Source organism: Cupriavidus lacunae, assembly GCF_003353055.1.
In the GTDB taxonomy this organism is placed as follows: domain Bacteria; phylum Pseudomonadota; class Gammaproteobacteria; order Burkholderiales; family Burkholderiaceae; genus Cupriavidus; species Cupriavidus lacunae.
In genome coordinates this window covers 218,927-232,423 of record NZ_QKWJ01000004.1, presented here as the reverse complement: position 1 = coordinate 232,423, position 13,497 = coordinate 218,927, and the positions used below count along the sequence as shown (strand labels likewise).

The window sequence follows — 13,497 nt, the reverse complement described above, 5'->3', positions numbered from 1 at the left end:
CGATACGCCTGGCTTACCAGCGCTTGGTCTTGATGTTGTGGACGTGGGCATGTTCGCCGGCCTTGATCGGAGCGACGACCTTGCCGATGTCGATGCCGTACTTGTAGACCGTCTCGTTCAAGTCCATGTCGCGCAGCGCGACTTTGTGTCCGATGGGAATCGGCTGCAGCGCGGTCACGGTCACGATCTTGTCCTCGTCCATGATCCAGGCATTGAGCTTGGTGCCCGGCTGGATCCCTTCCACCACAGCCACCGCGACGGTGTCCCTGGCGTCATGAAGCACTACGTGAATCATCGTTGTCTCCTCTGTGTGGGTCGTGCGTGAAATCATGTTAGGCGCTCGATTCATCCATGTCAACTAACTCATATATATGAATATGTTGCGGAATCAGAGGGGTCGAAGCCACGTGAGCCTGCTACTCGCGGCGAGCGCGTCGCGGGTCGAATGGGATAATCGCGTCATGGCAGATAGGGCGGGACTCGCGGATCTGCCGCTAATGGCGCCGGTGAAGTTACGGCGCAACAGCCAGCGCCCACCCTGCAAACCCGCTGCTGGCCGGCGCTCGTATCTCAATCCCAAAAACGGAGACATGCCTTGACCATAAAAAGCCGATTCACCCTGGGCCTGTTGGCAACCGCAGCCCTCGTCGCGGCGACCCCGGCTTGCGCACAGGAACAGTGGCCAACGAAAACGATCCGCTTTGTCGTGCCGTTTGCCGCCGGCGGCGCCAATGACCTGATGGCGCGGGCGGCGGCCGAGGGCGCTTCGAAGGTGCTGGGCCAGACCGTGTTGATCGACAACCGGCCCGGCGCGGGCGGCACCGTGGGTGCCGACATCGTGGCCAAAAGCGCGCCGGATGGCTATACCTTCCTGATCAGCGCCGCCGGCGTCATCTCCAACAGCATGATCAAGAAGTCCATCCCGTTCAAGGATGACGCGCTGGTGCCAGTCGCCATGATCGGCCTTGCGCCCTCGGTCATCGTGGTGCCGAAGAACGCGCCCTACAAGGATCTGCGCGACTTCGTCGAGGCTTCAAAGAAGGGCAACGGCTTCAACTTCGCTACCGCGGGCACTGGCAGTACGCCCCACTTCGTCGCGGAAATCCTGAATGTGAAGTACGGCGCGAAGCTGCAGCCGGTGCCTTACAAGAGCGGGTCGGAAAGCACCACTGCAGTACTGGGCGGCCAGGTGGAGGGAACCTCCGAGGCCAGCATCATTGCCCTTCCGCATATCCTGCATGATGGCAAGTTCAAGGCGCTCGCCACCACCTGGACGCAGCGCATCTCGGCCTACCCGCAACTCTCCACCGCCATGGAGCAAGGCTTCCCGGACCTGCAAATCGCCCATTGGGCCGGCGTCCACGCGCCCAAGGGCACGCCTGACGCCATCCTGGACAAGGTGGCCGCTGCAGTGGACAAGGCCATGAAAGATCCGGCCGCTGCCGCCAAGCTGAAGGCCGTTGGCATCGAGCCGGTCGGCGGCACGCGTGCGGACTTCGTGAAGTTTGTGGATGCTGAGCGCAGGCGGCTGGGCGAGATCGTCAAGGCCGCCAAGATGCAAGAGAAGTAAGTGCGCAGCGGGACTGGCCGATGTCGGATGTCGGCCAGAACCCGCTGCCCTACCCCGGCACCCGGCGCATCGCTATCCCGCCGACCGCTGCAAGCGCATCGATACCGAAAAACTCTCCGCCGGATGCACCGTGACCGAGACTTCAAAGGTCTCGCCCGCCGCGTCCATATAGCGCCGCACAATCTTCAGCGCCGCGGCACCGGGATCCAGCCTGAGCGCGTCGGCGACACGCCCGTCGCTGACGGCAACGGCGCGCACATCCTGGTAGATCTCCGCGATCTGCCGGTCATAGCGTGACTCGATCAGCGTGCTGACCAGCATGTCGGGCGACTCCCGCACCATGTCGCCGATCTCCGCATAGGCTGGGTCCACGTAGACATCGGTCCACGCCATCGGCGTGCCGTCCTTGCCGCCATCCATGCGCAGGCTGGAGATGCGCAGCCAGCGCGCGCCGGGCGCGCAGCCGATTTCCGCCGCGACGTCGGCCGGCACCGCTATCTCCTCGACAGACTGCACCACGCGCAGGTGCTCCGCACCGAACTGCACCAGGTCATCCACTGAAGCCAGCGACGGCCGGAACACCGGCCGCGGCCTGGCCGATTCCACCCGCGTGCCCACGTTTTTGCGCCGCGACACCAGTCCCAGCTGCTGCAACTCCTGCAGCACCGCGCGAATGGTGTAGCGGCTGGCCTGGTACTGCTCGCACAGCTCGAATTCGGTGGGCAGCAGCGACCCGACCGCGTAGCGGCCGGTGGTGATCCCCTCGATAAGTTGCCTGCTGATCTCTGCTGGATTGGATTTGTTCATGACCGCCTGCCGCGTCACAACCAATGGACACGGGTTAACCCTTATTTTCTAAATATGTTCGAACATATTTAATGCCGGATATGTTCGAACATATTACCGGACTGCCCCTTTCCCCTCAAGGTAGCACCATGACCCTGTTCTCTGCCCCCACCGCCAGCACCGTCGTTGATTCCATCCTGTTCCGCGATGCTTTCGGCACCGCCAAGATGCGCCAGATTTTCTCCGACGTGGCGCTGATCCAGCGCTATATGGATGTCGAGGTCGGGCTCGCCCGGGCCGAGGCCAGGGTCGGCGTGATCCCGGCGGAAGCGGCCGAGGTGATCGCCCGCGAATCGCGCCTGGAGCGCATCGACTTCGATCACATGCGCGAGGAAACCGACATTGTCGGCTATCCGATCCTGCCGCTGGTGCACCAGTTGGTGGCGATGTGCGGCGAAGCCGGGCGCTACGTGCACTGGGGCGCCACCACGCAGGACATCATGGACACCGCGGTCGCGCTGCAGGTGCGCGACGCGCTCGACAGCATCGACGCCGATATCCGCGAACTGCGCGGCATCCTGGCCGACCTGGCGGTGAAGCATCGCGACACCCCGATGGCGGGCCGCACCCACCTGCAGCAGGCGCTGCCGGTGACGTTTGGCTACAAGGTGGCGATCTGGCTGGCCATGTTCGACCGCCACCAGCAACGCCTGGCCGAACTGCGCCCGCGCGTGGCCGTGGTCGAATTCGCCGGTGCCGCGGGCACGCTGGCGTCGCTGGGCGGACAAGGCGACAACAAGGGCTTCGCCGTGCAGCAAGCCCTGGCTGAAGAACTGGGCCTGGGCGTTCCCGCCACCACCTGGCACGTGGCGCGCGACGGCTTTGCCGAAGCGGTGAACCTGCTGGCACTGATCACTGGCTCGCTCGGCAAGATCGCGCTCGACATCATGATCATGGCGTCGACCGAGTTCGCCGAGGTCTACGAGCCCTTCGTCAAGGGCCGTGGCGCCAGCAGCACCATGCCGCAGAAGCGCAACCCGATCTCCAGCGAGCTGATGCTGGCGGCCTCCAAGGCGGTGCGCCAGCACGCCGGCCTGATGGTCGACGCGATGGTGCAGGACTTCGAACGCGCCACCGGCCCCTGGCATGCGGAATGGATCGCCATCCCCGAGAGCTTCATCCTGAGCGCCGGCGCGCTGCACCAGGCCAAGTTCGCACTGGGCGGCCTGATCGTCGATGAAGCCCGCATGCAGCACAACCTGGGCATCTCCAACGGCCTGATCGTGGCCGAGGCCGTGATGATGGGCATGGCCCCGCATATCGGCCGCCAGCAGGCGCACGACGTGGTCTACGACGCCTGCCGCACCGTCAACGAACACGGCGGCACGCTGGCCGATGCGCTCGCCGCACTGCCCGAGGTCACCCAACACTTTGACCGCGCCGCCATCGACAGGATGACCGATCCGGCCAATTACCTCGGACTCGCGCCGCAGATGGTCGACCGCGCCATCTCCCTGTCCAGGCAATCCGCAGCCTGAGATCGCAGGCATCCGCTCGCACTACTGGTGGAGGAAGACTACATGCAACATCCAACTATCCAGGCACCGGCCGCACCGGTGCCGCCCAGGCCGCTGCCGTGGTACCGCAGGCTCGGCATGCAGGTGCTGGTCTCGCTCGTGCTCGGCATCGCCGCCGGCTTTCTGTTCCCGCAGTTCGCATCCAAGCTCAAGCTGCTGGGGGACATGTTCCTCTCGCTGATCAAGGCGGGCGTAGCGCCGCTGGTATTTCTCACCATCGTGCATGGCATCGCCTCGGCCGGCGACGTCAAGAGCGCGGGCCGGGTGGGCTGGCGCTCGATCGTCTACTTCGAGGTGATCTCAACCATCGCACTGGTGGTCGGCATGCTGGCCGGCAACCTGCTGGAGATCGGCAAAGGCATGGCCAGCGTGGCGCCAGGCAGCGCCGCGCCCGCGGCCAAGGCAGCCGCGCCGCAGGGCTTCCTTGAGTTCATGATGCACATCGTGCCCGACAACTTCGTCGGCGCGTTCGCCAAGGGCGAGCTGCTGCAGGTGGTGGTGCTGGCGGTGATGGTGGGCATCGGCATCCTGGCGATTCCCGAAGCGCGCCGCGAGAAGATCAACGACGGGCTGGACAGCATCTCCGAGGTGCTCTTCGCCTTCATCAACCTGGTGATGAAGCTCGCCCCGATCGGCACCTTCGGCGCGGTGGCGTACTCGGTGGGCAGCAATGGCACGGCAGTGCTGGTCGCGCTGGCGCAACTGGTGCTGAGCTTCTACGCGGTGGTGGTGGTGTTCATCGCGGTCGTGCTGGGCCTGATCGCAAAGCTGTCCGGCTTCAGCCTGTGGCGCTTTCTGCGCTATATCAAGGAAGAGATCCTGATCGTGCTCGGAACCGCCTCGTCGGAAAGCGCGCTGCCGCGCCTGCTGGTCAAGCTGCAGCGGCTGGGCTGCGCCAGGCAGACGGTGGGCCTGGTGCTGCCGACGGGTTACGCCTTCAATCTGGACGGCACTTCGATCTTCATGGCCATGGGCGTGATGTTCATCTCCCATGCCTATGGCGTGCCGCTGACGCTGGACCACCAGATCGGCATCCTGCTGCTGATGCTGCTGACCTCCAAAGGCGCGGCCACGGTGTCGGGCGGATCGTTCGTGGTGTTTGCCGCCACCGTGACCTCCACGGGCATGCTGCCGGTGGAAGGCCTGGCGGTGATCTTCGGCGTCTACCGCTTCCTGTCGATGGCGATCTCCACCTGCAACACGATCGGCAACAGCGTGGCGACGGTGGTGGTGGCCAAGTGGTCGGGCACCTTCGACGCCGGCACTGCTGAACGGCATCTCTATCCCGAACGCTATCCGGAAGTCGCGGCCGAAGACGCCGCCTTCAGCGACGGCGCCCTGCCCCAGGTCCGCCCCGAGTCGCCCGGCCTGCCGCTGAACAAGGCGCAGGCAATCTGACACCAAAGCAGATACCAAAGCAAATCAAACCAAGGAGACAACCCATGAGCCCCATCAGCAAGCTGGCCGCGTGCGCGGCACTTGTCCTCGCCACGGCAGCGGCCGCAACTCCGGCGTCGGCGCAAGCCTGGCCGAACAAGCCGATCACCTGGATCGTCCCGTTCGCCGCCGGCGGCCCAACCGACGCGCTGGCGCGCACCATTGCCGAGCGCGTTTCGCGCGAGGTCGGCCAGTCGATCATCATCGACAACTCGCCGGGCGCCGGCGGCACCGTCGGCGCGGCCAAGGCGGCGCGCGCGCCGGCTGACGGCTACACCATGCTGGTGGGGCACATGGGCTATATGGGCGCGGCTCCCGCGCTGTACAAAAAGCTGCCTTACGACCCGGTCAAGGACTTTGCGCCGGTGTTCCGCTTCCCGGATACGCCGATGGTGCTGATGGTGCGCAGGGACCATCCCGCCAAGGACGTGCGCGCGCTGGTCGAGTACGGCAAGAAGAACCCGGGCAAGCTCAATCTCAGCAACGCCGGCATGGGCTCCACTTCGCACCTGGTGGCGGCGCTGTTCGCCGCGTCGGCGGGCGTGCAGGTCTCGCTGGTGCCGTACAAGGGCGCCGGCCCCGCGCTGATCGACGTGATCGGCGGGCAGGTGGATGGCATGTTCGACCAGACCAATACCGCGCTGCCGCAGATCACCGAGTCCAAGGTGCGGCCGCTGGCCGTGACTTCGGCCACCCGGGTGGCGCAGCTCAAGGATGTGCCCACGCTGGCGGAGTCGGGCCTGCCCGGCTTTGAAGCGAGCACGTGGTACGGCATCTACGCGCCAAAGGGCACGCCGCCGGCCGTGATCGACAAGATGCAGCAGGCTTATCTGAAGGTGATGAGCGACAAGGCCTTCACCGGCAAGATGACCGCACAGGCAATCCAGATGCTGCCGCCTGAGCAATACACCGCCGCCGCGCTGGGCAGGCACACCCAGTCCGAGGTCACCCGCTGGAAGGCGGTGGCGGCCAAGGCCAATATCTCGCTGGACTGAGCACCATGACCAGATTGCGCGTAGAGCACGATGCCTTCGGGCCGGTCGACATCCCCGCCGACCGCTACTGGGGCGCCCAGACGCAGCGGGCGCTGGCGATCTTCGAGATCGGGGAAGAGCGCTTTCCCGCCTGCCTGGTCCACGCCTTCGGCGTGCACAAGATGGCGGCGGCCAGGGCCAACCTGCGCTGCGGCGTGCTGGATGCCGCCATCGCCGAGGCCATCATCGCCGCCGCGGCCGAGCTGCGCAGCGGCCAGTTCGACAGCCATTTCCCGCTGACCATCTGGCAGACCGGCTCGGGCACGCAGACCAATATGAACGCCAACGAGGTCATCGCCAACCGGGCCAACGAGCAGTTCGGCCACGCCCTGGGCACGCGCGCGCCGGTGCACCCGAACGACCACGTCAACGCATCGCAGTCTTCCAACGACAGTTTCCCGACGGTCATGCACATGACCGCCGCGCTGGAGCTGGAAGACCGCCTGCTGCCCGCGCTGGCGCTGCTGCGCGACACCCTGCGTGAGCGCGCCTACGCCTTTGCCGACGTGCTCAAGATTGCGCGCACGCACCTGATGGATGCCGTGCCGATGACCATGGGCCAGGCCTTCGACGGCTTTACCGCGCAGGTCGATCACGCCATCGAACGCGTGCGCGACGCCCTGCCGCGCCTGCTGATGCTGCCGCAGGGCGGCACCGCGGCCGGCACCGGCCTGAACGCGCCGGGGGGTTTCGCCCAGGCCTTTTGCGCGGAAGCCAGCGAGCTGACGGGCCTCGCCTTCCGCCCCAACCCGTGCAAGGTCGAGGGCATGGCCGCGCATGACGCACTGGTCGAGCTGTCCGGCGTGCTCAACGTGATCGCCGTCTCCTTCACCAAGATCGCCAACGACCTGCGCTGGCTCGGCTCCGGCCCGCGCTGCGGGCTGGGCGAGTTGCTGATCCCGGAAGACGGCCTGACCTCGTCGATCATGCCCGGCAAGCGCAACCCGACCATCGCCGAGGTGGTGGTGCAGGCCGCCATGCAGGTAGCCGGCAATCACGTCACGGTGACGATGGCTGGCGCCTCCGGCAGCTTTGAACTGAACGTGGCCAAGCCGGTGCTGATCTACAACGTGCTGCAATCGGTGCGCGTGCTGGCCGACAGTGCGCGGGTCTTCGCGCTACGGCTGGTGCGGGGGCTGGCGGCCAACCATGATCAGCTGGCGCGCAACCTGGACAGTCCGCTGCTTGCCGTGACCGCGCTCAACCCGGTGCTGGGCTACGACCGCGCGGCGCAGATCACGACGCTTGCCGTGGCACAGGGAATTTCGCCGCGGGAAGCGGCGATTGCGCTGGGATTGCTGAGCGGTGAGGAGTTTGACCGGCTGGTGGACCCGATGCGGCTGGCGAAGGGGAACCCAATCCCGTGATGCCGCCGCAGCAGGCAGCAAAAAAGGCGCTCCGACCGTTGGCCGGAGCGCAATCGCGTTGGCGGGATCCGACCCTCGCCGCGCGCTTCAGTAATCAGTCGGTCTTCCAGACACCGCCGGACTGGCCGGCCTCCAGTGCGATCATGATGTCGCCAGTGTGCTGGCCGCGCCGCGGGATCTCGCCGGCCGCCATCGCCTTGCCGTCGAACCGCGGCGCGGGCGCAGCCTGCAGGTGGCCTTCCGCTTCAAAGTAGACGCCCCGCTCGACCAGATGCGGATGCCCGGCGGCCTAAGTCACCGAGTAACTTTCATAATAAAAGCCTATACTCCACAGTGTTACTTGCATGATGCAAGTTTCATGCTGCAGGCAGTCCTTTCCTGCTCGAACCAAGGAGTTCCAGATGATCCGCACACACATCCTGATGGCGATTGCAGCCACTGTTTTTGTCGCTGTCGCCGACCCTACCCTGGCCACGGTCAATGACCATCCGGGCACGCCGCCTGCCGGCGCAGCCCAGCCGAACGACAACGCCAGTCGTCAGCTTGCCGCCAGCTCGCTCGATAACGCGCGCGAGGGCGACGGCACGCTCTACGGATATCGCGTCTGAAGTGCTCACGGGCGAGGCACTGACGAGCATGCTCGAATTCGTGAAGCGCCATGCCGGCGAATTCACGCGAAGCGGCGCCTCGGCCTGAGGCACGCAGACGTCCCCGCGCCAGCGCCAGCACGTCAAACACCCCGGCAGGCCGCCGTACCTTGCCCCGTGGCGCACCCTGATTTCTGGCTTCCAGAAACGAGGTACTCGGGGTGCTCTATTTCGCACGGGCCAAGGATCAGGTCACCGACGCGCGGCGGAACAACTCCACCATCAGATCTTCCAGCGCCTCGCTGTTATGCGTGTTCCCGACCGCCAGCGCGTAGCCTTCGCGCTGTGACCTAGATTCCACCCAGGCAATGCCATACCTGATATACAACACATAATAATCAGGTACTTACCCACGTTGTAATTACAGATTACGTACCATATACTCCGGCCCGTTGCGCGACACCTTAAACAAAACGCCTCAATCGAAGGACTCAAGGTCAAGGAGACACCCGTCATGCAATCGACAAGCCCCGCCGCAGCCTCGCTTGCGGTTCCCCGCAGCAGCGTGCGATGGAAGATCTTCCTGATGATGCTGCTGCTCGTGGCGATCAACTACATCGACCGCGCCTCGCTGTCGGTGGCCATGCCGCTGATCGCCAAGGAGTTCGATCTCAGCCCCGCCATGCAGGGGCTGATCCTGAGTTCATTCTTCTGGACCTACGCATTCATGCAGGTGCCGGGCGGCATGCTGGCCGACAAGTACAAGCCCCGCATCGTGATTGCCTGCGCCACCGTGTTCTGGGGCTTCTTCCAGGCGATCGCGGCGGTCTGCACCAACGCCACCACGCTGATGTTGACCCGGCTCGGGCTGGGCGCCGCCGAAGCGCCGATCTACCCGGCCGGCGGCAAGCTCAATGCCATCTGGATGACGAAGAACGAGCGCGGCCGCGGCGCCACGCTGCTGGACGGCGGCGCACCGCTGGGCGCGGCGCTCGGTTCGCTCATCATCGCCGGGCTGATCAGCGAACTGGGCTCGTGGCGCATGTCGTTCGTGGTGGCTGGCGTGGGCACGGTACTGGCCGGCTTCGTGGCATGGTGGTACATCCGCAACTCGCCGAGCGAACACCAAGGCGTCAATGAACAGGAAGCCCGTCATATCGAGGACGCGCTTGCCCTGGAGCACAGCGAGGAGCCGACCAACCTGAGCGGCCGCTCGCTGGACTTCTTCAAGTACCGCTCGGTCTGGTGCATGGCCATTAGCTGGATGTGCTTCAACGCCGTGTTCTATGGCCTGCTGACCTGGATGCCCACCTACCTGAGCAAGGCTCGCGGCTTCGATCTCAAGCAGATGGGCGGCGCCAGCTTCGTCATCTTCTTCGCCGGTTTCGTCGGCGAACTGATCGGCGGCTGGATCGCCGACAAGTGGAAGGAAGCCGGGGGACGTCCCAACGTCGTGATGCGCACGCTGTTCGGCATCGCCGCCGTTGTGGCCACGGTGTCGATCTTCTCGGTGGCCTATGTCACCGACCCCGTGGTAGTTGTGGTGCTGCTGTCCTCCACGCTCTTCTTCCTGCGCTGGTGCGGCCTGTTCTGGTCCGTGCCATCGATGCTGGGCACCCGTAACAAGGTGGGCTTCCTCGGTGGCGTGATGAACCTGGGCGGCAACATCGCCGGCATCAGCGTGCCGATCATCGTCGGCCTGATCGTCCAGGCCACCGGCTCCTACTTCCTGGCACTGATGTTCTTTGCCGCCTGCGGTGTCGGACTGCTGCTCGCGTCGACCAACATCGACTACGAGAAGAAGATCCCGGTCTGACGGCACAGCCGCAGGTCATCACCACGTTCTGCACCAACCTGCATGCCGCGCATCTGGTGGAAGCGCTCGAAGCCGAGACCGGCATCCCGGTCTACGACACGATCGCCACCGTGGTGTGGAAATCGCTGCGCCTGGCCGGCGTCGACACCCGCGCGCTGCAGGGCTGGGGCTGACTGTTCCGCGAAGTCAAATGATCAGTCGTTAGTGCGGCTGCCGGACTGATTACTTCTGGAATTCCGCAGAAACCCGTTGGCCATGTCCTTTGCGTAGAGGAGGCTGCGCAACGGCTGGCCAAAGCCGCACCGGGCCAACAGCCTCCATTAGCTCATTCTTACAAACTTACAAACAAGGAAAACATGAGGCTCAAACTGTTCGCTATTTCCGCCGGGCTCCTTGCGTCGGCTGGGACATATGCCCAATCAAGCGTGACGCTTTACGGAGTCGCTGACATCGGTGTCGAGTACCTGAATAGCGTCCCGAATGCAGCCAAGGCCAGTTCCAGCTTGCTGGCCCTGCAATCGGGTAACCAGTCGGGTTCGCGCTGGGGCATTCGCGGAGTAGAAGATCTGGGCGGGGGGCTGAAGGGCATCTTTACTGTTGAGAGTGGCTTTACCATTGATGACGGAAAGATGGCCCAGGGCGCTCGGCTGTTCGGTCGCGCCGCGTTTGTGGGCTTGCAAAGCCGGTGGGGCCAATTGACCCTGGGACGCCACGCGACTCCGTTCTGGGATTTTGCCGGTGCATTCGACCCGATGGGTAACGCAGGCCGGTTCGCAATCGGCGCACAGGATCCGTTCATGCTTAGCCAGCGCGCGGACAATTCGGCCAGGTATATCGGCACCTTCGGTGCCCTGACTGTGACTGGCCTATACAGCTTCAACTACAACAATACGGAAGTTCCTGGCAACTTCACCAATGGCCGCGAGTATTCGCTGATGGCTGTCTACGCCGCCGGCCCATTCTCGGTCGGTGCCGTGTACGATCAGACCAACCAGTCGTCTGCCACCGCACTGACAAGCAACCAGTTGATCCGTCGCGCGGCGGTGGCCGGCACCTATGCATTGGGCCCGGCTAAGCTCTATGCCGGCTACCGTTATGCACGCTCTTACAATGGCGCTTCTCTGCCAGGTGCTGGCGGTGCTGCGAATACTTATTCCAATCTCGCTTGGGCTGGCCTGGGCTATCAACTGACACCATCCGTCTCGCTGACCGGCGCGGCGTACTATCAGAACCTTCGTTACGCTCACGTCGGCAACCCCTGGCAATTCGTTGCTACCGCCGACTATTCCTTGTCGAAGCGTACCGATTTGTACACCTCAATGTCGTACGCGCTGAATAGCAATACACGTTCGGCGCTTGGCGTGAACGGGTTTAACGATGTTCTTGGAGCATCGTCAAGTGAGCAGGTGGTGCCAGGCAAGAATCAGTTTGGCGCTGTACTTGGCATTCGCCACAAGTTCTGAGGCGGCCGCAAGGTAACGCAATCAGCCCGGGCGAGAGATCTCCTCTCGCCCGGTAAGCGCCAACGCGAGTCTGGAGCGGTGTTGTGGTGCCGACTGGATAGTCATGAGTGCCCTCCACTTGATAGCTCTTCACCGCGATGCCGGCTTTCCCAAATGGCGGACTGGCTTTGATGTTGCAGAAGAATCCGGAAAACGAGTCCGTGCGTGATCAGCAGTAGCGGTACAACCAGAGTCGGAATGAAATAGGCCGCGCCCAACTGCCCCGGCACGAGCCCGGCATCATTGGCCTGATAGAACGCATTCAAGAGATCCGCCAGGCCCCACGTTGAAGATCCATGCCATGACAAGGCCAGCGCTGCCTGGCAGCGATACCAGCGCGAGCCACGCGAGTGTCGCCGCAACGAGGTCCCCGTAGGCGGCGGAATACGCGAAGGCAGACGGCAGCTCGGGCGACACGACGCCTGGGACGAGGAATGCCAACCCAATAAAGCGGAAGCTGTGCAGGATGAGAAGAGGCCGCAGCGCTTCGGCCTGTGGCAGAAGGCGGAGTTTTGGCCAGATGAATCGCTTCGCGACGATTCCCCACGCGCTGAAGCTGAATGCGATGCTAACGAAGAACCAGAGTTGCGGCAGCATGATTCTCTCCCTTGTTTCGAGTTCCTGCGATCGACCGTGAGAACTTAAGCGCGCAGCGTGCGTAGCTCTGCGATCGCGGCGCCTGGTTCCGCGTGAGCCAGGGCATGCTCGCGCAGCCAGACCCTGGACTCAGGCGCAAACTGCGGTGCTGACGGGAACGGACGGCGCAGTTCACCGTCGTAGCGGTCGAGATCGAAGCCGGGGCTGAGCGGGGTGATCATGAACTGCGCGAACTGCCGAAGCCAATTGCCGGGCGTCCTCCGGTTGCGCGGAAGTGCCGCGTAGCGACGCGCGATTGTCTCGAAGTCCTCGGCGGGCTGACCGGTCACATCGGGCACGTCCATGGTTGGCGCCCCCAGCTCGAAGGCGCCGCGCTTGTGATCGTCGATGTAGTAGCGAATGCCACTGAACACATCGATCGGGTAGCCGCTCATCCGTGCGGCCTTCATGAACATCCAGGTCGGGGTTGGCGCAACCCTAACTGGTCGCCCTACGGCGCGGCCGATGGCCCTGGCCATGTCCTGCGTGCCGAGCAGCTCCGGTCCGGTGGGGCGGTAGCTTTTTCCGGCGTGCCGCGCAGGATCCATCAGCGCCGCGACGGCAACTCGCGCGATATCTTCGTTGGAAGGTGGCGCGTTACGGCTATTACCGAAGATCCACGGAAAGATGCCGAGATGCGCGGACAACCCAATCGTCACCAGGTAGGCATCAGCGAAGAAGCCTGGGTTGACGATCGTATGCCCGGCTCGAGGCATCATCGAGAACAATCGATCGACGAGCCAGTGCTGGCGGGTCATGAGGGCCGGATGCGAGGGACTCGACAGCCATTGGGTCAGGCTAACAATATGTTCGAGCCGGGATTCCCTGGCGGCGACGGCGAACGCGACCGCGCCCTGAATCATGTAAGGATCGAAAGGGGGGCAATAGTAGGCGCGCTGAACGTCCTTCAGCGCGTCGGCGACGCGCTCGACATCACTCATGTCGGCGACCGCTATCTCGGCCCCCTGCGCTTTCAGCCGCACGCTGCGGCCGTCTTCCCGGTGCACCATGGCGCGCACGGGATAGCCGGCCTTCAGCAGTTCGGCAACGACGACGCTGCCTGTCTTCCCGGTCGCGCCGGTCACGAGGATCCTTGGCTTGAGCATGATAGCCTCCTGGCAGTCCTGGTACCCACAGGTACCAGGGAGTTGCTCCAGTATGGTACTATGCGGTACCGAATGTCAA

Annotated in this window: 13 protein-coding genes and 1 pseudogene; 9 read left to right on the top strand and 5 right to left on the bottom strand. The window is 64.1% G+C overall.

Going from position 1 to position 13,497, the window contains the following annotated elements:
• Nucleotides 1–13: 13 nt before the first annotated feature.
• Nucleotides 14–295, bottom strand: coding sequence for a UxaA family hydrolase (locus DN412_RS06010; protein WP_115013665.1), 282 nt, complete (start codon nt 293–295; stop codon nt 14–16).
• A 324-nt stretch (nt 296–619) separates the two neighbouring features.
• On the opposite strand from DN412_RS06010, the gene DN412_RS06005 reads away from it, so the two are divergent.
• On the top strand, nt 620–1,570 hold the full coding sequence (locus DN412_RS06005) for a tripartite tricarboxylate transporter substrate binding protein (RefSeq protein ID WP_244222575.1): 951 nt from the start codon (nt 620–622) through the stop codon (nt 1,568–1,570).
• A 72-nt stretch (nt 1,571–1,642) separates the two neighbouring features.
• Here the strand turns inward: DN412_RS06005 and DN412_RS06000 are convergent, their stop codons facing one another.
• On the bottom strand, nt 1,643–2,377 hold the full coding sequence (locus DN412_RS06000; protein ID WP_115013663.1) for a GntR family transcriptional regulator: 735 nt from the start codon (nt 2,375–2,377) through the stop codon (nt 1,643–1,645).
• Nucleotides 2,378–2,505: 128 nt separating this feature from the next.
• On the opposite strand from DN412_RS06000, the gene DN412_RS05995 reads away from it, so the two are divergent.
• From DN412_RS05995 to DN412_RS05970, 5 genes are all read left to right on the top strand, one after another.
• Complete coding sequence (locus DN412_RS05995) at nt 2,506–3,894, top strand: class-II fumarase/aspartase family protein (protein WP_115013662.1); 1,389 nt, start codon at nt 2,506–2,508, stop codon at nt 3,892–3,894.
• A gap of 42 nt (nt 3,895–3,936) precedes the next feature.
• A complete protein-coding gene (locus tag DN412_RS05990; RefSeq protein WP_115013661.1) occupies nt 3,937–5,331 on the top strand; it encodes a cation:dicarboxylate symporter family transporter in 1,395 nt (464 codons plus the stop codon).
• Nucleotides 5,332–5,375: 44 nt separating this feature from the next.
• On the top strand, nt 5,376–6,365 hold the full coding sequence (locus DN412_RS05985; RefSeq protein WP_115013660.1) for a tripartite tricarboxylate transporter substrate binding protein BugD: 990 nt from the start codon (nt 5,376–5,378) through the stop codon (nt 6,363–6,365).
• 5 nt (nt 6,366–6,370) lie between these two features.
• Nucleotides 6,371–7,771 (top strand): class II fumarate hydratase, encoded by a 1,401-nt coding sequence (locus tag DN412_RS05980; RefSeq protein WP_115013659.1) that lies wholly within the window; start codon nt 6,371–6,373, stop codon nt 7,769–7,771.
• A gap of 401 nt (nt 7,772–8,172) precedes the next feature.
• Nucleotides 8,173–8,379, top strand: coding sequence for a hypothetical protein (locus DN412_RS05970; RefSeq protein ID WP_115013658.1), 207 nt, complete (start codon nt 8,173–8,175; stop codon nt 8,377–8,379).
• 226 nt (nt 8,380–8,605) lie between these two features.
• Here DN412_RS05970 and DN412_RS43370 read toward each other — a convergent pair whose 3' ends face one another.
• Complete coding sequence (locus DN412_RS43370) at nt 8,606–8,749, bottom strand: hypothetical protein (protein ID WP_161563987.1); 144 nt, start codon at nt 8,747–8,749, stop codon at nt 8,606–8,608.
• 123 nt (nt 8,750–8,872) lie between these two features.
• Here DN412_RS43370 and DN412_RS05960 point away from each other — a divergent pair, with 123 nt between their 5' ends.
• From DN412_RS05960 to DN412_RS05950, 3 genes and pseudogenes are all read left to right on the top strand, one after another.
• Complete coding sequence (locus tag DN412_RS05960; protein WP_115013656.1) at nt 8,873–10,174, top strand: MFS transporter; 1,302 nt, start codon at nt 8,873–8,875, stop codon at nt 10,172–10,174.
• A gap of 2 nt (nt 10,175–10,176) precedes the next feature.
• A pseudogene (locus DN412_RS05955) lies at nt 10,177–10,347 on the top strand (maleate cis-trans isomerase family protein); the annotation flags it as partial.
• Nucleotides 10,348–10,530: 183 nt separating this feature from the next.
• Nucleotides 10,531–11,637, top strand: a complete 1,107-nt coding sequence (locus DN412_RS05950; protein ID WP_115013655.1) for a porin — start codon at nt 10,531–10,533, stop codon at nt 11,635–11,637.
• Nucleotides 11,638–11,916: 279 nt separating this feature from the next.
• Here DN412_RS05950 and DN412_RS05945 read toward each other — a convergent pair whose 3' ends face one another.
• Together DN412_RS05945 and DN412_RS05940 are read right to left on the bottom strand one after the other, a co-directional pair.
• A complete protein-coding gene (locus tag DN412_RS05945) occupies nt 11,917–12,273 on the bottom strand; it encodes a hypothetical protein (RefSeq protein ID WP_244222566.1) in 357 nt (118 codons plus the stop codon).
• 44 nt (nt 12,274–12,317) lie between these two features.
• Entirely contained in the window at nt 12,318–13,418 is a 1,101-nt protein-coding gene (locus tag DN412_RS05940; protein WP_115013654.1) for an NmrA family NAD(P)-binding protein, read from the bottom strand.
• Nucleotides 13,419–13,497: the final 79 nt, after the last annotated feature.